The sequence below is a fragment of the Pontibacter oryzae genome, assembly GCF_003576375.1.
Classification (GTDB): domain Bacteria; phylum Bacteroidota; class Bacteroidia; order Cytophagales; family Hymenobacteraceae; genus Pontibacter; species Pontibacter oryzae.
Genome location: NZ_QWGE01000006.1, coordinates 110,533 through 132,346, shown reverse-complemented (window position 1 = coordinate 132,346; position 21,814 = coordinate 110,533). Strand labels below are relative to the sequence as shown.

The 21,814-nt window shown below is 49.8% G+C and carries 21 protein-coding genes and 4 tRNA genes; 11 read left to right on the top strand and 14 right to left on the bottom strand.

Features of this window, described 5'->3' with window-relative positions; genetic code table 11:
- Positions 1-322 precede the first annotated feature (322 nt).
- The 4 genes from D1627_RS16935 to D1627_RS16920 form a co-directional block, all read right to left on the bottom strand.
- Positions 323-406: transfer RNA gene (locus D1627_RS16935), tRNA-Leu, on the bottom strand.
- A 413-nt stretch (positions 407-819) separates the two neighbouring features.
- Entirely contained in the window at positions 820-1,338 is a 519-nt protein-coding gene (locus D1627_RS16930; protein WP_233555679.1) for an ankyrin repeat domain-containing protein, read from the bottom strand.
- A 30-nt stretch (positions 1,339-1,368) separates the two neighbouring features.
- Positions 1,369-2,628, bottom strand: coding sequence for a glutamyl-tRNA reductase (hemA, locus tag D1627_RS16925; RefSeq protein ID WP_158607210.1), 1,260 nt, complete (start codon positions 2,626-2,628; stop codon positions 1,369-1,371).
- A gap of 111 nt (positions 2,629-2,739) precedes the next feature.
- A complete protein-coding gene (locus D1627_RS16920; RefSeq protein WP_119433461.1) occupies positions 2,740-4,272 on the bottom strand; it encodes a catalase in 1,533 nt (510 codons plus the stop codon).
- 117 nt (positions 4,273-4,389) lie between these two features.
- On the opposite strand from D1627_RS16920, the gene D1627_RS18380 reads away from it, so the two are divergent.
- The gene (locus D1627_RS18380; RefSeq protein WP_158607209.1) at positions 4,390-4,527 is read left to right on the top strand and encodes a hypothetical protein; all 138 of its coding nucleotides are present in this window, start codon (positions 4,390-4,392) and stop codon (positions 4,525-4,527) included.
- 289 nt (positions 4,528-4,816) lie between these two features.
- Here the strand turns inward: D1627_RS18380 and hscB are convergent, their stop codons facing one another.
- Entirely contained in the window at positions 4,817-5,353 is a 537-nt protein-coding gene (hscB, locus tag D1627_RS16910; RefSeq protein WP_119433459.1) for a Fe-S protein assembly co-chaperone HscB, read from the bottom strand.
- A gap of 182 nt (positions 5,354-5,535) precedes the next feature.
- On the opposite strand from hscB, the gene D1627_RS16905 reads away from it, so the two are divergent.
- Both D1627_RS16905 and D1627_RS18375 read left to right on the top strand, forming a co-directional pair.
- Positions 5,536-6,174 (top strand): LuxR C-terminal-related transcriptional regulator, encoded by a 639-nt coding sequence (locus D1627_RS16905; protein ID WP_119433458.1) that lies wholly within the window; start codon positions 5,536-5,538, stop codon positions 6,172-6,174.
- A 137-nt stretch (positions 6,175-6,311) separates the two neighbouring features.
- The gene (locus tag D1627_RS18375) at positions 6,312-6,476 is read left to right on the top strand and encodes a hypothetical protein (protein WP_158607208.1); all 165 of its coding nucleotides are present in this window, start codon (positions 6,312-6,314) and stop codon (positions 6,474-6,476) included.
- 134 nt (positions 6,477-6,610) lie between these two features.
- Here D1627_RS18375 and D1627_RS16900 read toward each other — a convergent pair whose 3' ends face one another.
- Together D1627_RS16900 and D1627_RS16895 are read right to left on the bottom strand one after the other, a co-directional pair.
- The gene (locus D1627_RS16900) at positions 6,611-6,901 is read right to left on the bottom strand and encodes a putative quinol monooxygenase (protein ID WP_119433457.1); all 291 of its coding nucleotides are present in this window, start codon (positions 6,899-6,901) and stop codon (positions 6,611-6,613) included.
- An 85-nt stretch (positions 6,902-6,986) separates the two neighbouring features.
- Complete coding sequence (locus D1627_RS16895) at positions 6,987-7,763, bottom strand: SAM hydrolase/SAM-dependent halogenase family protein (protein WP_119433456.1); 777 nt, start codon at positions 7,761-7,763, stop codon at positions 6,987-6,989.
- 97 nt (positions 7,764-7,860) lie between these two features.
- Here D1627_RS16895 and D1627_RS16890 point away from each other — a divergent pair, with 97 nt between their 5' ends.
- From D1627_RS16890 to D1627_RS16880, 3 genes are all read left to right on the top strand, one after another.
- Complete coding sequence (locus D1627_RS16890) at positions 7,861-8,907, top strand: PhoH family protein (RefSeq protein WP_119433455.1); 1,047 nt, start codon at positions 7,861-7,863, stop codon at positions 8,905-8,907.
- Between the two features lie 83 nt (positions 8,908-8,990).
- A complete protein-coding gene (locus tag D1627_RS16885) occupies positions 8,991-9,419 on the top strand; it encodes a GNAT family N-acetyltransferase (protein ID WP_119433454.1) in 429 nt (142 codons plus the stop codon).
- Positions 9,420-9,445: 26 nt separating this feature from the next.
- Positions 9,446-11,533 carry a ComEC/Rec2 family competence protein gene (locus tag D1627_RS16880; protein WP_233555678.1) on the top strand — a complete coding sequence of 696 codons (2,088 nt, stop codon included), beginning with the start codon at positions 9,446-9,448 and terminating at the stop codon, positions 11,531-11,533.
- 121 nt (positions 11,534-11,654) lie between these two features.
- Here D1627_RS16880 and D1627_RS16875 read toward each other — a convergent pair.
- Positions 11,655-11,736 (bottom strand) — tRNA-Leu (locus D1627_RS16875).
- A 287-nt stretch (positions 11,737-12,023) separates the two neighbouring features.
- Between D1627_RS16875 and D1627_RS16865 the strand changes: the two genes are divergently transcribed.
- Positions 12,024-12,782: an ABC transporter ATP-binding protein gene (locus D1627_RS16865; RefSeq protein WP_119433451.1), complete on the top strand. Its 759-nt coding sequence runs from the start codon at positions 12,024-12,026 to the stop codon at positions 12,780-12,782.
- Positions 12,783-12,855: 73 nt separating this feature from the next.
- Positions 12,856-14,217, top strand: a complete 1,362-nt coding sequence (locus D1627_RS16860) for a hypothetical protein (RefSeq protein ID WP_119433450.1) — start codon at positions 12,856-12,858, stop codon at positions 14,215-14,217.
- Positions 14,218-14,245: 28 nt separating this feature from the next.
- On the opposite strand, the gene D1627_RS16855 is transcribed toward D1627_RS16860, so the two are convergent.
- The 3 genes from D1627_RS16855 to D1627_RS16845 are packed head-to-tail and all read right to left on the bottom strand — an operon-like array spanning position 14,246 to position 17,279.
- Positions 14,246-14,923, bottom strand: coding sequence for an ABC transporter ATP-binding protein (locus D1627_RS16855; RefSeq protein ID WP_119433449.1), 678 nt, complete (start codon positions 14,921-14,923; stop codon positions 14,246-14,248).
- 2 nt (positions 14,924-14,925) lie between these two features.
- Complete coding sequence (locus D1627_RS16850) at positions 14,926-16,182, bottom strand: ABC transporter permease (protein ID WP_119433448.1); 1,257 nt, start codon at positions 16,180-16,182, stop codon at positions 14,926-14,928.
- Between the two features lie 2 nt (positions 16,183-16,184).
- Positions 16,185-17,279 carry an efflux RND transporter periplasmic adaptor subunit gene (locus tag D1627_RS16845; protein ID WP_119433447.1) on the bottom strand — a complete coding sequence of 365 codons (1,095 nt, stop codon included), beginning with the start codon at positions 17,277-17,279 and terminating at the stop codon, positions 16,185-16,187.
- Between the two features lie 250 nt (positions 17,280-17,529).
- Here D1627_RS16845 and D1627_RS16840 point away from each other — a divergent pair, with 250 nt between their 5' ends.
- On the top strand, positions 17,530-17,961 hold the full coding sequence (locus tag D1627_RS16840) for a BLUF domain-containing protein (RefSeq protein WP_119433446.1): 432 nt from the start codon (positions 17,530-17,532) through the stop codon (positions 17,959-17,961).
- Between the two features lie 95 nt (positions 17,962-18,056).
- Here the strand turns inward: D1627_RS16840 and D1627_RS16835 are convergent.
- Positions 18,057-18,129: transfer RNA gene (locus D1627_RS16835), tRNA-Lys, on the bottom strand.
- Between the two features lie 133 nt (positions 18,130-18,262).
- Positions 18,263-18,335, bottom strand: a tRNA-Lys gene (locus tag D1627_RS16830).
- Between the two features lie 73 nt (positions 18,336-18,408).
- Here D1627_RS16830 and D1627_RS16825 point away from each other — a divergent pair.
- Positions 18,409-19,146: an SH3 domain-containing protein gene (locus D1627_RS16825; protein WP_119433445.1), complete on the top strand. Its 738-nt coding sequence runs from the start codon at positions 18,409-18,411 to the stop codon at positions 19,144-19,146.
- 78 nt (positions 19,147-19,224) lie between these two features.
- On the opposite strand, the gene D1627_RS16820 is transcribed toward D1627_RS16825, so the two are convergent.
- On the bottom strand, positions 19,225-20,034 hold the full coding sequence (locus D1627_RS16820) for an SDR family oxidoreductase (protein ID WP_119433553.1): 810 nt from the start codon (positions 20,032-20,034) through the stop codon (positions 19,225-19,227).
- Between the two features lie 303 nt (positions 20,035-20,337).
- On the opposite strand from D1627_RS16820, the gene rlmD reads away from it, so the two are divergent.
- A complete protein-coding gene (rlmD, locus tag D1627_RS16815; RefSeq protein WP_262697047.1) occupies positions 20,338-21,750 on the top strand; it encodes a 23S rRNA (uracil(1939)-C(5))-methyltransferase RlmD in 1,413 nt (470 codons plus the stop codon).
- Positions 21,751-21,814 lie beyond the last annotated feature (64 nt).

Genomic DNA, 21,814 nt, shown 5'->3' with positions numbered 1-21,814 from the left:
GGGTGAGATGCTTTATGAAAAAGTTGTATTGCTAGCGCAAGGCACCCGCAACTAACAAAACACAACCCACCTAGCGCAAGCGTCCGCTTGTGTTGCCATTGTTAGGGAAGATGTTTTAAGCGAAAGTTGTTTTGCTAGAGCAAGGGGGCCTTTCCAATCGATTACGGAACCGGCTCCAAACAAGAAAACATCTCTTTTTTTCATACCTGAATATAGTGCTTATATGCAAGTAGAATCTAATAGGATTTTTAATTTTTTAAGGAAATGGGATACAAAAAAAGCCCTTGCAAGTCATTAACTTACAAGGGCTTTTTACTAGTTGTACCTTGGGCCGGAGTCGAACCGGCACGAGTGTAACCTCACAGGTGTTTGAGACCAGCGCGTCTACCAATTCCGCCACCAAGGCATCATGTTCCTCTTTCAGGAACGTGATGCAAACTTAGATAAACTTTTTTGAATGCGCAATAGATATTTTTCTTCCGAGAGTAGGTTTATACACGCTGCGACGGCTTCTTTCTGTAACTCCGTGTAGTTCAGGGTAGCACTGCAAAACCGGAAGTATATCATTTTGCAATTCGGCCATCGGGCCGCTGCTTTTTTCTGCTGTTTCGTGCCGCTTGGTGCTGTCAGAATTAAATTTCAGTTCTACAATCTACACCAACAAATAGGCTGTTCTGTTTTGTTTTCCTGCAGAGGCGAGGCACGGCTTATAGCCTAAAGACTATAAGCCGTTATTGCCGGCACCAAAGTATAAAGCCCATGCTACAGTCTGTTCAGGAGCTGCGGCATGGGCTTTTTTATACCAAAGTATAAAGTGGGTTACTTAAGCAGGCTGATGCCTTCCTGGTTGCCTTGTTGCGTGGCCAGGTCCAGGGCGGTAAGGCCGCGCTGGTCTTTCAGCTGCTTGTCAGCCTTGTGGTTCACCAGCACTTTTATCATGTCGTTGCGGCCAAACATGCTGGCAAACATCAGGGCTGTGCCGCCGTTGCCGTTCTGCAGGTTCACGTCGGCGCCTTTGCTAATCAGCAATTCCGCAATGGCCGGGTATCCTTTAAACGCCGCACCCATCAGGGCGGTGTTGCCGCTTGCGTCTTGCTGGTTCACGTTGGCACCAGCCTCCAAAAGCACGACCACGGCATCCTGGTAGCCGCCATACACGGCAACAATCAAGGGGCTGAAACCTCTGGCGTCGGTAGCGTTTATGTCGGCTTTGTTTTGGAGCTGCTGCTTTATAGCGGCCACATCGCCGGCTCGGGCTGCCATAATCAGGTTATCAGACTGGGCAAAAGCCAGGGCGGGAAGTATCATGAAAAGGATGTTTAAGAAAATTGATCTCATGGTAAAAAGTATACTTAAATGGTTGTGTTGTTAGTGATGTATGGCTGATTCCTCGGGAGGAGTGATATTAAAAAGGGCTTGCATAGAAGCGAGCAGCTGTTGCCTGTCGTCTCCGGCAGTGGCCCTGAGTGCGCCTGCCGGCCTACGGATTAGCCTGTCCAGGGCGACTTTCGTAGCTGCTTGTATAGCTTCAGGCTCACTTGCCTGTTGGTGCTTTTCCAGTTCCGAGGTCAGAATGTTGGCGAAGAAGCTCTTTAGCTCACCTATTGCTTTTGCCACGGGCAAGTCCTGGAGCCAGGCAGAGAATTCAGTAGCCTGCTCTGTAATAATATGTTCTACCTCCGCAATAGCGGCTTGCCGGCTAGCTTGTACTGCCTGTGTTCGGGTATTAATTTGATCAATGTTGATTAAGGTGGTATTTTCCAGCTGTCCGGCTGTTGTCGCTATACCTTGTGGCACCGATAAATCCAGGAGTACGCGTTTTGCTTTAGCCAAACCAAGCTGCGAATGCTGCAATTGCGCCCCGCCACCCACGCAGCTTACCACCACATCATACTCGTTTATCTCCGTTAGGTAGTGCTGGTAGGGGAGGTGGTGCATGTTAAGGTCGGTAGCAAGCTTGGCTGCTTTGGCATCGGTGCGGTTGGTAAGGCTCACGGCTTTAAAACCAAACGAGGCGGCGTAGCGGGCAATATCAGTTCCCATTTGGCCCGTGCCGATGATCAGCATTCGTTTGGCCGCAAAGTCTTTTCTCGGGAAGAAATCCATTAAACGCTCCAGGGCGGCATAGCCCACCGAGGCAGCGCCTGCCCTAAAATTTGTCTCGTTGTGCACGCGCTTATGCGTCCTGAAAAGTGTTTGGAGCGCCTGGTGCAGAAGTGGGCTTCCCATTTTCAGGTTGGTGCTCAGCGTATAACTTTCCTTAAACTGCGTGATAATCTGCCTGTCGCCGATAACCTGCGAGCGGAGCCCAAGCCCAACCTCCAGCAAATAGCGCAGCGCGCTTACACTATGGGTGTAATGGGTAAAGAGTGGTGCAAAGGCAGCAGTATCTTGTATTTGCTTAAAGCGCAGCAGTTTTTCCTGAATCATGCCGGGTGTGGCACAATTTGTCTCATAGTATACTTCGGTGCGGTTGCAGGTAGTCAGTACCATCACACCTTCTACTAAGTGCGCTTCTTTTAGCTCCTGCATAAAGGCTGCCGCCTCCTCTTTGCTCAGCTGCAGGGCCTGCCGCCATGCAAGCGTGGCTGTTTGGTGTGAGATAGAAATAACCTGTAACGTGCTCATGTAAACTATTAGATGCGTCGTGATGAAAGTATAAACCTGCATCGCGCAAGTATGATTAGGGTAAAGTATAGTAAAGGCGGACCAGGCTTTTTATCTGGCCCGCCCTACTGTTTAGTTCTGGGCTACCAGTCCTGTTACTTCGGCTTTGTTCAGTTTCAGGGCTTTAATCAGGCGGTTGCCATAGTCGGCATCGGCTTGGTAAAAGTGGCTCACCATTTTGTTGACGATCACTTTGTTGTTAACCTGGCCTAGATCGCCGGCAAGGTTGCTGATCAGGTGCTTCTTGTCGGCCTCGGAAAGCGAACGGTACAGCTCGCCAGCCTGTGCAAAGTTGTTCTGCTTGGAGATGACACGCTGCATGGTCTCCGCATCTATCTTGCGCACCGAGTACTCATAGGCCTTGTTATCAGTATAAGTGCCTTGCTGCACCACGGATGGCTCGTAGTTGATGTTGGAGTTTTTGCCACGGTTACTAAACGTGCCGTTCTGGTTATTGCTGTTCACCTCTACCTTTGGGGCGTTTATATCGATGCGTTGGAAGTTTGCGCCCAAGCGGTAACGCTGCGTATCAAAGTATGAGAACACGCGGCCCTGCAGCAATTTGTCTTCCGATGGCTCAATGCCCGGTACCAAGGTGCCTGGCGAGAAAGCTGCCTGCTCTACCTCTTCGAAGAAGTTGCCCGGCACGCGGTTCAGCGTCATCTTACCGATTTTCATACTTGGCGCCACAGACTCCGGCCAGATCTTGGTTGGGTCCAGTGGGTTAAAGTCAAACTTGTCCAGGTCTTCCGGCTTAATCATCTGCACAGAAAGCTCCCAGCTTGGGTTATTGCCTTTGCTGATCTGCTCGTACAGGTCGGTGGTGGCATGCGAGTGGTCTTTGCCCTGCATCTGCGAGGCCTCCATGGCAGACAGGCTCTTCACACCCTGCAATGATGTCCATTTATACTTCACATAAGTTACCTCACCCTGCGCGTTCACCCATTTGAAGGCGTGCACGCCAAAGCCGTCCATCTGGCGGTAGCTGGCAGGTGTGCCCAGGTTTGTGTACAGGTAGGTGAGCATGTTGGTGGCCTCCGGCTGGTGCGACAAAAAGTCGAATACACGGTTCGGGTCTTGCTTGTTGTAGATAGGCGAGGGCTTGAACGAGTGCACCATGTCCGGAAACTTCATGGCATCCCGGATGAAGAACACCGGCAGGTTGTTGCCAACTAAATCATAGTTGCCCTGGTCGGTGTAGAATTTCACGGCAAATCCGCGCGGGTCACGAAGCGTTTCTGGCGAGCCCTGCTCGTGCACTACCGTCGAGAAACGCACGAAAAGCGGTGTTTTCTTGCCTTTTGTGCCGAACAAAGAGGCTTTGGTGTATGCAGAGAAATCACCGTAGCTTTCAAACTCGCCGTGTGCACCGGCGCCGCGTGCGTGCACCACGCGCTCAGGTATACGCTCTCTGTCAAAAGAGGCAAGCTTCTCGATCAGGTGAACATCTTCCAGTAGAACCGGGCCGTTCTCACCGGCAGTTTTAGAGCTTTGGTTGTTGCCAACCGGGGCTCCGGTATTAGTGGTTAACGGCTTCTGCTGCGCAAAAATCATTTGCCCGGATGCCAACAAAGTTACTCCTAGTAAAAGTACTCTTCTTATCATAATTGTGATGTGGATTGTTATTTTTTACATCACAAAATTGGTTGACGGCCTATCATAGAACAAATCAATAAATCTGATGATATGATAGTTTGTGGCTATAAATATAAGTGAGCAGCTATGTCTGAGACTGTTGCTGCCATGGCAAAGTATAAAACCACGAATGAGAACGGAGCAATTATTTTAGAACGGCTGCTCCGAAGGAAGTATAGGAATGGCAAATTCTGCCGCGATTTTTCAACTCGTGGCTATACTTGAGGCAAGCTTTCAGCTTGTGAATAACATCAATGAAAGACTAATCTTGAAGAATGCTTTAAAGTATAGCTTGGGCAGCTTATATAAACTGGAAGCTGCCCAAGCGATACTTGCGGTATCTCTGGCATATGTAATGGCAAAGGAAGGGCTTACTCGCTTTTAACAGGCTATAGTTTGGGCCGCTGACCCCGTTATGTTACAAACTCAACGCCATCATAAATCAGAAATTGAAAACTTGCGGTAGGTAGCCTTATCTTAGGAGTTGCCTATGCAAGAGGTTTTAAGCCCAGTGTTATGAGCCTGTCGCAAGTTTTGCTATACTTTCCTGGATGCGCAACAAATACTTTTTCTTAAGATAGTAGGTCTTCACCTCCTGCAAAGCCTCTTCTTTTGTAAGGCCATGTAGCTCAGGGTAACGCTGCAAAACTGGCAGTATGTCATTTTCCAATTCCGCCATCACGCCGCTGCTTTTTTCTCCTATTTCGTGCAGTTTGGCAGCGTCGAAGTCAAACTCCAGCTCCATCAGTTCCTCGTTCAGATCCATCATCTCCATTAGGAAATCTGAAGGTAATTCGTTTTTGCCGCCTTCCTCCAAAAGGCCGTGCTCCTTTAAAATATACTGCATGCGCAGGTCAGGGTCGGAGAGAGTTCGGTAGGCGTTAGTGTTCTGCGTGCTCAGTTGCAAAATCTCCTGCTGCTTTTCCTGCGGCTCGTTGGCAAAAAAATCAGGATGATACGCGCGGCTAAGTTTGTAGTATGTGCTTTTCAGGGCCTTTTCGTCCAGCAGAAAACTTTCCGGGATGTTATAGAATTCGAAGTAGTTGCTCATCTGCAAAATGCTTTAAAGTATGCGTTGCCTCACAAAGGTACAGAAACCGCGGCACTAATGTTTTGCACCACTTCAAGGTTATAACTTGCATTATATATTATTTTCTTTTTATTTAGACTATTTCTAAATAAATTTGAGCTTTCTACATCAACTCCTGAGTAATCAACCTGCTAAAAACTGATATGCCATCTACAAAAGTGCTTGTAGCCGATGCTAACCTTTTAATCCGGAAAGGGATAGTAGCGCTTCTGCAGCAGCAGGAGGGGCTACAGGTTATTGCCGAGGCCGACAGCGAAGAAGACCTGCTGCAGCTTGTAGCCACGCACATGCCCGATGTAGTTGTGCTGGACTGCAACCAACCGGGTTTGTTGGAGCCTTCACGTTTTGCGGCGCTGCGAGGGGCCGTCGGGCAAATTAACCTACTCATTATTACTGATGACTGTGCCAAGGAAACTGTGCTGGAAACGCTAAAGGCAGGCGCCACAGGGTATGTGCTTAAGATTTGCGGCGAGCAGGAAATAGTGAATGCCGTACGCGCCACAGCCCGAGGAGAGCGTTTTATGTGCAGTCAGGTGCTGGAGGCTGTTTTTGCCGAAGATGCCACCCCAGAGAGCAGCCATCCGCTAACACCGCGCGAGGTAGAGATTATCGAGCTCATTGCTGAGGGTAAGTCCACGATGCAGATCGCCGACCAGCTGTTTCTGAGCCATCATACCATTAACTCGCACCGAAAGAACATTCTGCGCAAGCTCAAAATAAAATCGCCGGCAGAACTGATCGTAAAAGCCCTTGACCTAGGCATTGTAAAGCCTCACCGCTAAGCCTCTGATATGTGCTACTCCCTAGTGCTAGCTATTTGGAGTCTGTTATTTTGGCTAGCATCAGCGATTGCAGCACCCTCCGCCAGTCCATACCTTTGTAACAGTTAGTAATGATCTGAAACAAAAGGGTATGCCACATGAAAAAAATGCAGAAAACCCAGTTTGTAAGTCAGGTGTTAGAGCACAGCAGCTATACCCAGTTTACTAAGGTAGGCGTGGCCTTTTTTGCTGCTCTGGCATGGAGCCAATCCCTGTCTGATTTTTTCAGGGAGGAGCTAAGTATAAATATTAAAGTAGTTTAAGACTCTATTGTTAGTGTTAGATTGGTGAAAGCCCGGTGCTTTACGAACTCATTAAAGCCGGGGACACAAAAGCGCAGCAGATGCCCTCGCCAAGGGCGGGAAGCTGTGCTTTTTGTTTTCTAACGGATGGTAGTTTATACTTGTACAGGCTTCAACGACCAGGCCTCCGCCGTTGCGGCAAACAGCTTTTTAGTGGCTGGCCATACTTGCCCGAACAGTTCGGAGCGGCGGTAGTTATTCAGGGCTGCCTCGGACTCCCAATGGCTGTAGGTGCTGTACACGTTTGGTTGGTGCGCATCCTGCAGCAGCTCCACATGCCGGCAGCCCTCAAACCCCCTGATCTTATCCTTTGAGTCCCGGAAAATCTCCAGAAACTCCTCAACCTTATCTTCCTGAAACGTCATCCTGACGATGCGAATAATCATAATTTTGAATAACTGATTTTTGAATAACTGAATGCAAGTTAGTTTTTTATTCAGTCCTTCAATTATTCAGCTATTCAAAACTGGCTCAACTTCCCGGGTAAAAGCGCACGTCTACCTGCGAGTCGAAGCCCAGGCCTAGCAGCTCGGCAGCGTGGCCTTTGTTTATGCCAATGCAGAGCAAATCCTGGCTGTTGTAGGTGCAGCAGCAATCGCCGTCGTCTACCTGGCTGTAATTAGGGAAGATGCGGCCCACGGTTTCGCGGCCAAAATGTATGGTAAACGTGCGGCCATGGGCAATGGTCTCGATGCTGTCGCGGGTAATGTCGGTGATCAGGTTGCCATAGCGGTCCACGTGGATGACGTGCCCGGTAATGGCGTGGTCGCCGAGGCGCAGCTGGCGGTTAAACAGATGCCGGATCGTATCGGTGCGCTCGCCCAGCACTTCCAAATCGCCGCCTTTTGCCAAGAAAACGGCGGCGGGCGCCAGCAGGTCCTTGGCCGGGAAAGGCATGAGCGGTTTGTCGGTCTTCAGCTCAACTACCTTGTCTGGTTGTCCGTCTGTCAGTAGCGAGAGCAGGCCATTGTCGGGCAGCAGGAAGTAGTGCCCTTTATACTTGGCTGCGTGGTATTTTCCATACTTGCAGCCGTAGGTATCCACGGCGATAAGATGCACGGTGCCTTCCGGGAAATCGCGATAAACAGCCCCGAAAACATATTCGGCCTGCGCGATGTTGTAAGGCTCAACGGCATGCGTTATATCCACAACCTGCACGTGCGGGTCTTGCGAAAGGACTTTGGCTTTAACGGCAGCCACATAATGGTCAGCATATCCAAAATCAGAGAGAAACGTAATTACAGCCATATTACGAACTATAATTTGAGTAGATTTGTATTAATATTATTGAATTTAATTAAATTAAAGAAAATATTCCCAAGATACTATATAAGAGGGTAAGCATTTGGTAGAGAAAGTAATAACCTTAGAGAATATATCTCTCATCGATTTTCTGGGAACAGAGAATCAAAACATAAAACAGCTGGCAGCGGCATTCCCGAGCAGCAAGATTATTTCGAGAGGTAACGAGATTAAGATCCAGGGGCAAACGCCCGAGATCACTAAAATCCACGAAATCCTGTCTTCGCTGATAGATCATTATCATAAGTTTGGAAAGATTACGCATAACAGCGTAAATAGATACCTCGCCCCCGATGGCATCACCGAGGAGGAAGTTATCGTAACCTCGCCGGACGTGATTGTGTACGGTAGCAAGGGCGGCGTGATTAAAGCCAAAACCCCTAACCAGCAGAAGCTGGTGGACTCGGTGGAGAAAAACGACCTGGTATTTGCCCTCGGGCCAGCCGGTACGGGTAAAACCTATGTGTCGGTGGCCATGGCGGTGCGCGCCCTGAAAAACAAGGAGGTCAAGAAGATCATCATTTCCAGGCCGGTGGTTGAGGCAGGCGAGAGCCTTGGCTTCCTGCCCGGCGACATGAAGGAGAAGGTAGACCCATACCTGCGCCCGATCTACGATGCCCTGGAGGATATGATTCCGGTGGAGAAGCTGAAGTACTATCAGGAAAATAAGATCATAGAGATTGCGCCGCTGGCCTACATGCGCGGACGTACGCTGAACAATGCCTTTGTTTTGCTGGATGAGGCCCAGAACACCACACCGGCTCAGATGAAGATGTTCCTGACGCGTATGGGCCCTAACGCCAAGCTGATGGTAAACGGCGACTGGTCGCAGATTGACCTGCCGCGCAACCAACGCTCCGGCCTGATGGAAGCCTTGAACATTCTGCGTGGCGTAAAAGGCATTGGCTTTGTGGAGATGACCGCCGAGGACGTGGTGCGCCACCGCCTGGTACGCGACATCGTAAACGCTTACAGCAAGCTGGAAGAGGAGCGCCGTGCTGCCCGCGAGGACGCAAAGGCCGCTGAAGCCAGTGAGCCTGTAAAGCTAAACGGGCGTAGCCGCAAGCCAAGAGTAGAGAAAGCCGAATAGCCCGAAACTTATTTAATTTATACTTGTAAGTATACCTATCGAGACGCAAGCCTATTGCGTCTCGATGTTTTTATACCTGCCACATGATCGAGTTAAAGCGAATTGATAACGACCACGACCTGAAAGCCGCCTTTGCCATACGCGAGAAGGTGTTTGTGCAGGAGCAGCAGGTACCCCGCGATGCCGAGTACGATGCCCATGAGCCGACGGCCAGCCATTACCTGGCTACCTATGCCGGAGTGCCCTGCGGCGCGGCGCGCTGGCGCAAAACAGATGCAGGCGTAAAACTGGAGCGCTTTGCCGTGTTGCCCGAGTACCGTAACAAAAACGTGGGCGGCGAGATATTACAAGCCGTGCTGGCCGATGTGCAGGCCGAGCAACCGGGCCAGAAGATCTACCTGCATGCCCAACTGCCAGCCGTAAATTTCTACAAACGCCACGGCTTTGCCACCGAAGGCGATCTGTTTAGCGAGTGCGACATACAGCATTATAAAATGAGTTACCAGGGCTGATGTTCAGGTGGGCGCCATATCCTATAGTGCGCATCACGCTGAGCTTTATGGCGGGTATTCTGCTGTATCTTGTGTTAGGCAAGCAATTCGGGTATAGTCTCGGGTTGCTTGCCTTTTTCTTTGGTGCCTTCTGCCTCGCGTTCGTACTTGCCCGAAAGTATAAAACTGCCTTCTCCCGTGACCTGAGCGGTATACTTGGGCTGCTAACCTGGTTTGCGCTGGGTTTGGCAGTGGCTGAGCAGCACACAGTGCGGCACCAGCCTAGCCATTTAACGCATTTGCCGGAAGCGCCTGCATATTACGTGGGCGTGGTGGATGACTATATTCTGCAAAAGCCGGGCTACCAAAGCACGGTGCTTGCGGTGCAGCAGGTGCAAATAAACGGCCAGTGGCAGCTCACCACAGGTAAAATCCAGCTCTCTGTTCCCCACGATTCAGAACAGGATTTTGAGCTGAGCTACGGCGACGTGCTGTTGGTGAAAGGGGCACCGCAGGAGGTGGCTGGTCCGCTCAACCCCAACCAGTTCGATTACAGGGCTTATCTGGCCAACAAGAATATTTATCACCGCCATTACCTGCAATCGTTTCAGTTTCAGAAAATAGCTTCTGAACCTCCCAACCTTGTTTTATACCATAGCATTCGGCTACGGCGCTACCTCGATGCGTTACTGCGCGCACGTATAAACGAGCGCCGCGAGTATGGCATTTCCTCGGCGCTTATACTTGGCGTGAAAGACGATCTGGATAACAGCATCCGACAAGCCTATGCCGATACGGGTACCATGCATGTGCTGGCTGTTTCGGGGCTGCATGTCGGGCTTATTTTCGGGGTGCTTATGTTTGCACTAAAGTATTTCAGGCAACGGGTCGGGCAGCGCTGGCTGGGCGCCATACTTGTAATGGTTGTGCTATGGCTGTATGCCTTCATCACAGGCTTGTCGCCTTCGGTGCTGCGGGCAGTGCTTATGTTTAGCCTGGTAACGGTTGGGTTTGCGCTGCAAAGGCGCACCATAATCTATAATACTGTGGCGCTGGCAGCTTTGGTGCTTTTGTACATAAACCCATATAATTTGCTGGAAGTCGGGTTTCAGTTGTCTTTTTTAGCTGTACTCGGCATTGTGTACCTACAGCCAAGGCTTTATAAATTACTCGAGTTACGGAACCGCGTGCTGGATTTTGTATGGGAATACTTCACGATTGCCCTTGCTGCGCAGCTGGCTACTTTTCCGTTGGGCTTATTTTACTTCCATCAGTTTCCGGTATACTTCTGGCTGGCGAACATTATTGTGGTGCCGCTGGCTACGTTAGTGCTTTATTCCGGTATGATAGCATTGGTTTTAAATGCGGTTCCGGGGCTGGGCGGTTTGCTCTTCCAGGTGCATTTTTGGATGATCTGGTCGATGAACGAATTTAACCTCTGGATTCAGCGCTGGCCCGAGGCACTCATCAATGGCATTGATATTTCGCTTTTTCAAACATACCTACTCTATGCCTTGATGCTGGCAGTCATACTTTTTCTGGCCCTGAAGCGGCTCCGGTATTTTGCAATGGTCGTAGCGGCGGTAGCCATACTTGTGGTGCAGGAAGTTTGGGAGGGCATACGGCAAAAGGAGCAGCAGACTCTTGCCGTGTATAGTGTGCGAGGGGCAACCGGTATAGGCTTGGTGCAGGGGCAGCAGGCAGTCCTTTTGGCAGACTCAGCCTTAAGCCAGAACCCTGGCAACTATACGTTTAACGTACAGCCGCACCTTTGGCAGCTTGGGGTGCATCTACCTGAGTTTATATCGCTGGGAAATGCCGCGCGTATGCTAGCTCCTGTGCAAATACTTCCTGATAGCAACCAACTGCTGGTGTGGCAGGGGCAGCGCTGGCTTATACTTTCTCATGCGCCACAGTTGCAACCCAAAGCAGGCTTTGCAGTTGATTACCTGCTGCTGCGCCAAAACGTGCGGTTAAAGCCACAGGAACTGCAAACGTATACTTTCAAAAAATTGATTCTGGATGGATCCAGCGCACCATGGTACCGGCAGCGCCTGCATCAGCAACTGGATACACTAGGTATTTCATATTATGATGTGGCAGATTCAGGCGCATTTGTGCTTACAATAGAATAAACTAGCTGTAAGAAAAACTACATGCAAAAAAAATAGAAGCGGGAAGTAGAGAAAGGCCTATAAAAGCAAAAAGCAGCTTTCGCTGCCCCGGCCTAACTAATCAAAACAATCAGGTAAAAAGTGCGCACGGGGAGATTCGAACTCCCACACCCGAAGGCACCACCCCCTCAAGATGGCGTGTCTACCGATTTCACCACGTGCGCTGGTAAAAGGTGGATGCAAAAGTAAAGAGGCACGCTGACAAATGCAAAAGCAAAACATCAAAAATATACTTTATCTATACTTTAAAGCTAAATACTGCTTTGGCAGAACCTAAATATGGCTTGCGGGTGTTAGCACTAGGAAGGGAGCGAGTTGCCCGGCCAATATCCTGGAAGTATAAAGTTATAAAGCATAAGCGCAGGCTGTTCAGTAACTTGTGTAAACTGTTTGGGCTTTTATGGCATGGGCTTACATCGCAAAAGTTTAAGCCGATTCTTGAAGAGTATTTATGAGCATAGCAATACAAGGACTATCGAAAAAATTTGGGAAAAATACTGTACTGCAGCAGCTGGACCTGTCGATTGAGCAGGGGCAGATTTATTGCTTGCTAGGCAAAAACGGTGTGGGCAAAAGCACTTTCTTAAATTGCATTCTGGACCTTGTGCAGCCAGATAGCGGCAACATCACGCTTTTTGGCAAAGATTACCACCAACACCAGTTGGAGGTGAAGCAAAACCTTGGCGCGCTTTGCGAAGATAATCCACTGATCGAGGAGTTTACAGGCCTCGAGTACCTAAACTTTGTGGCCCGCCTCTATAAGCTTTCCGCCGCCGAAACCGAAGAGCGCATAACGAGCCTTGTCAACTATTTCTTCTCGAATAAACAGGCTTTGCATAAAAACATAGCTGGTTACTCCACCGGTATGAAAAAGAAAGTAGGCATAGCCGCCGCGATGCTTCATAAACCGCAGGTGCTCATACTTGACGAGCCCTTTACCGGCCTCGACCCAATTGCAGCGCAGCTGCTGGTGCAGCTTATCAGGAGTTATCGTGCTGCTAACCGCGTTATCCTGATTTCATCCCACGACCTAAACTATGTGGAAAAGATTGCCACGCACATTGGCGTTTTAAACGATGGACAACTGATGTATAACGGCTCAGTGCAGGAGTTTACCATGAACGGTGCCAACCTGATAGACCAGGCCCTTTTCCAACTGCTGCTGCCACACCACAACACCGAGACGAACCTCGACTGGATGCTAACCTAGTAAGTAATTGGAAGTTGAGAGTACTAGGGTTGTGAACCCATGGCTCCAAACGCTGACCTCATAACTCATTTAAATGGATCTTCTTGCTTTCTCCTGCCGCGCGCGCATACATAGTTTCTTTCGGTTTAAACGCACCCAACGCCTCTTGCTGATGGCATTTGGGCTGGCGGCTGCTGGCGTTTATAGCTGGCTGTTTGCATTTATGCTACGGCAAGCGGCACAGGGCGGCATCAGCCAGAGCGTGGATACGGTGCTAGAGTATACTAACCTGTTTATACTAGCTATTATCATTCTGAAGGGTTTTTTCCCGGCATACATTCCCAAGGTTAACCTGATACACCAGCTCTATCCGGTATCGGCCTTAGAGCGCTTCCGGACGGAGTTGCTGGTTGAGCTTATTTCTCCGTTGTATACTGTGCTGCTTTTTTTCCTGGGGCTGCTATTTATACTTTCGCCGGCCTATACAGTCCTGCACCTGATGCAGAGTGTACTGGTTATCCTGACGGCACATGTTACGCTGCGCTCGCTGCAGGTTTTTGTAGAACGTAAAATGCGCTGGCGCACGCTTAACCTTTATTCGTCGGTGGTGATGGCCGGTGCTTTTATTGCACTGCAAGCGCGGGCACCTATGTTTATGCCTGCTACCGAGTGGCTGATGCTTGTGGTGCACATGGCCTCGCTTGGCGCATTGGTTACGGCAGATTTCTTTCTGGAGAAAGCTGCCGCCGAGCCTCGGCGCAAGACCATTAATTACAGCAGCGATGCCCGCCGTAGCCTAGGCTGGCGCTTGTTCAAAAACCATAAGCAAGCCCGCCAAATGCTCTTATTCGGTTTTTCTTTTAAAACGATCATACTTGCGGCCGATGCCTTTGCCTTTGTGAAAAAAGGCGGCCATATCTTCGATGACATTGTAACGCTCTGGTTGTTTGTGGGCCCGCTGGTGGTTTTCTCCTATGTGTTTAACAACGTGTGGGGCTTTTACCGCAACCTGTGGCTAACAGTGGAGCGCTCCAGCGGCTCTGTCAAAGGACTGATCAGTGCCACCTGGCTTGCTCTGCGCTTGCCTCTGATGCTGGATGCCATAATTACCTTTGTGTATGTAGCGATCTTTAACCACACGGATGCTTTCTTTATCGTGATGATGTATCTGGCCGGGGTGCTGCTCATGACGCCGCTAAGTATAATTGCCTCGGTGGTGGGGCCAAAAACGGTATCGGGTGGGCTGTTCAGCTTTAGTGCCAAGTCATCATACCTGTTTAACGTCATCTCTATTGCCCTGTTTAGCCTGCTTTTGCTACCCCTGCTGCACCCGCTGTTGTACCTTATATATCCTGTGCTGCTAGGGGGTGTGTTTTTCGCGCTTGCCGCCGTTCTGAAAGAGTATCCGAGGTATAAGTATAAACTATTCGAAACGCATTTTAAGTCCGAAGCCTGATAGGTTAGATTTCCGGCAAGTATGGATTTTACTGTTTGATGATCATGCCGTCGCTCATCTCGATGGTGCGGTCCGAGTTATCGGCAAAATCGGTGTCGTGGGTAACGGCAATAATGGTTTGGTTGTAGCTGCGCGATAGCTCTTTCAGGATGTCGAAGACGATCTGGCTGTTGGATTTGTCTAGGTTGCCTGTTGGCTCGTCGCCCATGATTACGGCCGGGTCGTTGATGAGGGCACGGGCAATGGCAACGCGCTGCTGCTGCCCCCCAGATAGCTTATTGGTGGGTTTCAGGGCTTGCTCGTGCACATCCAGCAGGCGCAGCTTCTCGTAGGCTCGCTCCTCAATCTCCTTGCGAGTATACTTTCCTAGCTTCATGGCGGGCAGCATCACGTTTTTTATCGCCGAAAACTCAGGCAGCAGGTAATGAAACTGAAAGACGAAGCCGATGTGCTCGTTCCGGAATTTGGCTAGCTGGTTCTGCGGCAAGCCCGTAAGCTGTTGGCCGTTTATCTCCAGTGTGCCCTCATACGCTGTATCCATGGTAGAAAGTATGTAAAGCAGTGTGCTTTTGCCGCATCCCGATTTGCCCACGATCGTCAGGAATTCACCCGCGTTTATCTCAAAGTCGATGTCCTTCAGCACATGGAACTTTACAGGTTCCAGAAAGTACTTATTTATCTGGCTGGTTCTGAGGATCGTTTTCATACTTAGCCTCTTAATATACTGACGGGGTCAACCTTGGAGGCGCGCTTAGCCGGGAAGTAACCCGCCAGCACTGTGGTAAGTATGCCAAACACAATGCCCGACACATAAAACCAAGGATTAAAGTTGACCGGAAAGGTATCGATGGCGAGAAAATCTCCGGTTTCGAATGGGGTAATGGATAGCAGGTAGGAGAGGGCATAGCCTATCAGCAGGCCCGCTGTGCCTCCAATGGCGCCAATAACAATTGCCTGTAGCAAAAACATCTGCACAATGTCGTGGCCATCAAAACCGGTTGCCTTAAGTATGGCGATGTCTTTCATTTTGTCGTAGATCGTCATGCTCATGATGTTATAAATGCCAAAGCCGGCCACTATCAGCAGGGTCGTTACCACCACAGAAGTCATCACGTTTCGGATTGTGAAGCTGACGAGGATACTGGCGTTGGCCGTTTCCCAGTCTTCGGCTTTGTAGCCATAGGTGTTCTGCAGGCGCTTGGCAAGCGGCCTGGCCTGCTCCAGGTCGGTAAGTTTAATGTGCAGGTCTGTGATGTAACGCGGGTCTTCTTGCAGCACTTTTTGTACCGTGGAGAGGTTGGCATAGCTGCGCACATTATCTATCTCGCCGATACCCACCTGATAGGTGCCCACCACCTTTACCAGGATAGTATGACCTTTGGGTGTGGTTACGCTCACGCGGTTGCCGATGGTTACATTCAGCTTCTCGGCCAATCCCTTGCCCATCAGCACCCCATCCGATGAAGAGAGCAGCGCCTCTAGGGAGCCTGATTTAAGCTTGGTTTTGATATCGTAGAGCGCATCCTCATCCAGAATGTTCACGCCGGTGAGTATGCCTGTAAGCTCGGAAGGGCCGTAGTTGTAAAAAACCTGTGAAGTGAGTTGTGGCGACACGCCCAGCACAGCTGGCTCCCGCCTAACCCGCTCGGCAATGCGCAGGCCGTTCTTTAGGTTCAGTTTTTCGTCTTTCGGTTTTTGATGATATACCACATTCATGCGGCCCTCACCGCTCTTTACCTCATCAAGTATACTTCGTCGGTTAGTTTCGATGTCGTTGTAAATGCGGATGTGCGGCGTAGCGGTGAGCATAGTGTCTTCCAGGAACTTGTTTACGCCGGTCATGAAACTGATCATAACAATGAACATGGCAATACCGAAGGTAACGCCAAGCGAGGCAATCACCGTTTGCCGTATCTTGGCCAGCAAGTGCGTTTTAGCGATATTTGCAGCCAGCCCCAGTGCCATGCTTAGCGCTGTTTAATGGTTGTATTCTTATCAATGCCGCCACGTATCTCCACTAGGTCAAAGTTCTCCACGCCTTTCTGTATTCTTACCTTCTCCAGGTCTTTGCCGCGCTCCACCCACACGCTGTCCTGGCCTACCAAGTATGATTTCGGGATGGTAAGCACGCTGTCGCGCTCGCTGATGATGATGTTGGCCTCTATGTTGAGGCCGTAGAATATCTCTGGCTTCTCGCCGGTAAACTTCGCATCAACACGAAAGGACTGATCTTCTGATATCAGTCTGGGGTATACTTTGGTAACGCTCGCCTCGAACACCTGATCGGGGTACAAATCTATTCTTACTAAAACCTGGTGCCCTGCGCGCACACGGGCAATATCTAACTCATCCACGAGCAGGCGCATGTACATGTTGCCGGCATCGCCGAGCAGTGCCACAGGCTCGTTGCGACGCACCAGTTCTCCGGGCTCCTTGTACAAGTCATACACACGGCCATTAATGCGGCTTGCGATGGCGTAATTGGCTTTGTCTTCTGCGCTGATACGGTACTGGCTCTCGGCGTTCTTCAGGGCAAGGTATAGTTGGCTGCGCGTGTGCCTGTAAGTGCTCTGGAGGGCCTCGAAATCTTTCTTTGATAGGGTGTAGGTAAGCTCCCGTTGGTCGAACTGGGCCTGCGAGGTGGCGTTGGCGCGAAGCATGTTACGGTAGCGTATGTAATTTATGGAGTCGTTCTGCATTTTGGTTTTGGCTGCCGCCAGTTTTGCCTGCAGCTCGCGGAGCACTGGCGAGTTGGAGCTGTAGTTTTCGCGGGCCTCTCGATAGGCTTCAGCGGCAGATTCCAGGCGGGCATCCTGTACTTCGCTCTTTACCCGCATAAGCTCCTGGCCTTCGCGCACGGTATCGCCCTCGCTTACAAGTATGGCCGTGATTATGCCATCAGCGTTGGCCGAGAGTTGGTACTCATTGTCGGGCAGGATCTTTCCAGAGGCGTACACAGCCTCGGTCAGCTGCCGGTAGGCTGGCTGCGTAGAGGGTGCCCTATCCCCGCAGGCGCTTAGGAGCAAACTAAAGTAAAGCAGCAGCTTTGAAGCTGATCGCATAAGGCTTTGTGTTAAGAGTAGCAGTTGCTACAACGACTGGGGTGTTACACAATAAATAAACAGTCTGTATAACCTGTGTACTAAGTAGATAGGGCGCAGGTTGCTGGTAGTCTTGCCCAAGGCTTCTAAAAATAACCTGCTCACGTGCTTAAGGAGCACACCCATGTGATAGGGTTAAACTGTTATGGTATTTTTTTCGTGAATTATAGTATATTAGGTTGCTAAAGCAATGTGAAATAAACTTTGAAGCATGCTATATTATCTGGTGTATAAAAGCGAAGCTGTTTCTGGTATTACAGCTGCAGATCTCGAAAGTATATTGCAGGTAAGCCTATGTCACAACAAACGAGATGACTTGACAGGTTTGCTCTTGTTTATCGAGGGAACTTTCATGCAGCTGTTGGAGGGCAGGGAAGGGGCCGTAAAAGACACAATGCAGCGAATTTTAGTCGACACCAGGCACCGCCACATAGAAATACTCACACAAGCACCCTTGCAGCAACGGAATTTCCCGGACTGGAGTATGGGGCTCCGCTCGATTACCTTTACAGAACTTTCTAAAAAAACCGGTTTCCGCGACCTCGACTCAAGTTTGTTCTTGAATGTCCATATCGGGAACTCATCGCACCCGGCGCTTCAAATTTTAAAGGCATTCTATGAACCTGAGGTAAGCGACTATTGAGCAAGGCGAAAGTCTGCTAGGCAAAGATATTGGGAAGCGGGTATAGAATTGTGTCGAATAAAAAAAGCCACTCGGTTAAGAGTGGCTTTTCGTTGTGATCCCGCTGGGATTCGAACCCAGGACCCATACATTAAAAGTGTATTGCTCTACCAGCTGAGCTACAGAATCGTTTTTTTATTGTTGTTTGGGAGGGCAAAATTAAGAGCTTTATTTTAAATCGCAAAATTTATTTCAGCTTTTTTCTCTCCTTGTTAAGAGGAAATAAAAAGCCTTCGATTTAAAAGGCTTTTTATTTCGCTTGTGATCCCGCTGGGATTCGAACCCAGGACCCATACATTAAAAGTGTATTGCTCTACCAGCTGAGCTACAGAATCGGTTTATTTCTTAACTTGCGTTCTCAAGGCGTTCCCCTGAATTGCGATGCAAAAGTAACAGCTAAGATTTTAAATGCAAAACATCTTGTCCAAAATATCTGCTTTTCTGATTATTTTTTTGGCCATTCTGGCAGAACCGGCTTATGCTCAGGCAGATAATTTAACACTGGCTAAAGCAGATTCTTTGTTCCAGAAACAGCATTACACCGATGCTTTTGTGCTTTACGAAACTATTCTGCAAAAGCAGGAGCACTACTCGCCTCAGATGCTGCTGAAGATGGCCTACATAAAAGAAGGCTTGCGCGACTATACCGGCGCGATGTACTACCTCCACCTTTTTTATACCAAGGAGCCCAGCCGATCCACGCTAAAAAAAATGGAGGAGTTGGCGCAGGCACACCGCTTGCAGGGCTATGAGTATAACGACCTGCAGTTCTTTAAAACCCAGTTCAGCAAGCATTACATGCGTATTCTGGAGTTGCTGCTGCTAGCTGCTGTTATTGCGGTTACGGTGATGTTCATTAGTTGGCGCAGGGGGCACCAGTTTGGCAAGCCATATAAGCTTGGGTTCACGCTGTATCTGCTGTTTATACTTTACTACATTAATTTCCTGACGCTGGGGCAGGAGGGCATTATCAAGGCAAGCCATGTAGCCATTATGTCTGCGCCTTCTGCTGGAGCAAACTGGCTGGCTACGGCCTCTGAGGGGCATAAGGTACCCATTACCGGGCAGCAGGATATCTGGTACGAGATAAAGTGGAAAGGGGAGAAGGCTTACATCCGCAAAAGCAATGTGCTGGAGCTGCCTTAATGTTACTTGTTGATTGCTTGTTGTCGATTGTTTTCAGGCTAACCACAACAATCAACAATAAGCAACCAGCAAGTAAATTTACTTCTTAAGCGGCGAGTCTTTTTCTTTGGCCATGTGGTTGAAAACCAGCTTATCGGTGAGGCCAGGCAGCCACTTGTTGAGGAACACAGTGAGTTTGCCCTGGAAGGTCATGACTAGGTCGCGCTTACGTTTCTTGGTGGCTTTCAGGATGCGGTCTGCTACTTCTTCAGCAGTCATCATGTCTCCTTCCTCGCGCGGCGATTCGCCTTGCTGGGAGCCGTTGGCAGCCAAGGCCGTGTTACGAATGTTAGAGGCCGTGAAGCCAGGGCAAGCAACCATCACGTGTACGCCTTTGTGCAAGAGCTCGGTGCGCAGCGTTTCCAGGAAGCCGTGCATGGCAAACTTAGAGGCAGAGTAACCTGTGCGGGCTGGCAAGCCACGGTACCCGGCTATGGAAGAAATGCCGATAACCGAGCCTTTGGTTTCGAGGATGTAAGGCAGCGCATACTTAGTGGCATACACTGTGCCCCAGAAATTAATATCCATCAGCTTGCGGATCACGTCCAGGTCAAGGTCCTCGAACAGGGCGCGCATCGAGATGCCGGCGTTATTGATCAGCACATCCAGTTTGCCATACTTTTGGACCGTTGCCTGCACCATTTCCTGGCATTGCTGCTCTACGCTAACATCGGCTTTTACGGCCAGGTTGTCGATGCCTGCCGCTGCTAGTTCCTGGCTTGTGGCATCCAGGTTTTGCTGGTTACGTCCCGATACTACAACTTTTGCTCCCTCGCGGCCAAAGGCGAAGGCCAGCGCTTTTCCTATACCTGAGGTGCCGCCGGTAATCAGCACTACTTTATCTTTCATCTTGTTTATACTTTCATCTGCAATAATTTGGTGCAAAGATAAAGTTAATGGTTGATTGTTGAATGGTTAAATTGTTGAGTGGATGAATGTACGGTCTCGCTTTGACCTTCAGCATGCTTTCAGTGGCAAGTATAGTGCGCCCTTGTGTTCTCATAAACCAATGACATAATGTAAACTTACCGCTCAGCTGCAGACAAGATACAAGGTGTTCCACCGCTACATTGCCATAGGCCATCAACGATTAACCAATAACTGGCAACCAAGCACCTGTATCTACTGAGATTTTTGTAATTTTGCGCCACTGTGAGAAATAAGAGCAAGAAGAAGAAATTCGAGATACTCGAGCAAGTTAAGATCGAGGACATGGTGGCCGAGGGGAAATGCCTTGCGCGCCATGATAACATGGTGATTTTTGTGGCTGGCGTAGCTCCCGGCGATGTGGTGGACCTGCGCATTACCCGCAAAAAGAAAAGCTTTCTGGAGGCTGAGCCTGTTCACTTCCATGAGTTGTCGGAGCTGCGCGTGCAGCCGTTTTGCGAGCACTTTGGTACCTGCGGGGGCTGTAAGTGGCAGCACATCGGCTACGATACGCAGTTATACTTTAAGCAAAAGCAGGTGAAGGATAACCTGGAGCGCATTGGTAAGGTGCCGTTGCCGGAGTTTGACCCTATACTTGGCTCAGAGAAAACCCGTTATTACCGCAACAAACTGGAGTATACTTTCTCTAACACAAGCTGGCTGACCAAGGAGCAAATTCAGTCGGGGCAGGAGTTCGACCGCGACGCGCTGGGTTTCCACATCCCTGGCCGTTTCGATAAGATCCTCGACATTAAGCATTGCTACCTACAGCCAGACCCGTCGAATGCCATTCGTTTGGAGGTGCGTAAGTATGCCAAGGAGCATAACCTACCGTTTTTCGACATCGTGAAGCAGGTTGGGTATATGCGTAACCTTATCATCCGGACCGCAAATACCGGCGAGCTGATGGTGATTGTGCAGGTGTATGAGGACAGGCCAGAGGAAATGCAGGCACTAATGGAGCACCTGGCTGTTACGTTCCCAGAAATTACTTCGCTGCAGTATGTGGTGAACGCTAAAGGCAACGAAACCTTCCACGATCTGGAGGTGATTTGCTACAAGGGCTTGCCGTATATACACGAGGAAATGGAAGGCATTAAGTTCAGGGTTGGGCCAAAGTCTTTCTACCAGACCAATGCCGATCAAGCCTACGAGCTGTACAAGAGAACGCGCGAACTGGCTAACCTAACCGGCAATGAACTGGTATACGACCTGTACACTGGGGCCGGCACCATCGCCAACTTTGTAGCTAAGCAGGCCCGTGAAGTGATTGGTATTGAGTATGTGCCGAGCGCCATCGAGGATGCCAAAATCAATTCACAGATCAACAATATTACCAACACGACCTTCTATGCCGGCGACATGAAGGATATACTTTCGGATGAGTTGATTGCAAGGCACGGCAGACCGGAGGTCGTAATCACGGACCCGCCGCGCGCCGGCATGCACGAGGATGTGGTGCAAAAGCTGCTGCAGGTGCACCCGAACCGCATTGTGTACGTAAGCTGCAACCCGGCCACGCAAGCCCGCGACATTGAGTGGCTATCCGAGAAGTATGACGTAACCCGTGTGCAACCCGTGGACATGTTCCCGCAAACGCACCACGTAGAAAATATAGTATTGTTAACAGCTAAATAGAAAAGCGTACTTCGTAACACGTATCAAGTATCACGAGCTCTTCTCAGAAAGAGGAACTTTATAC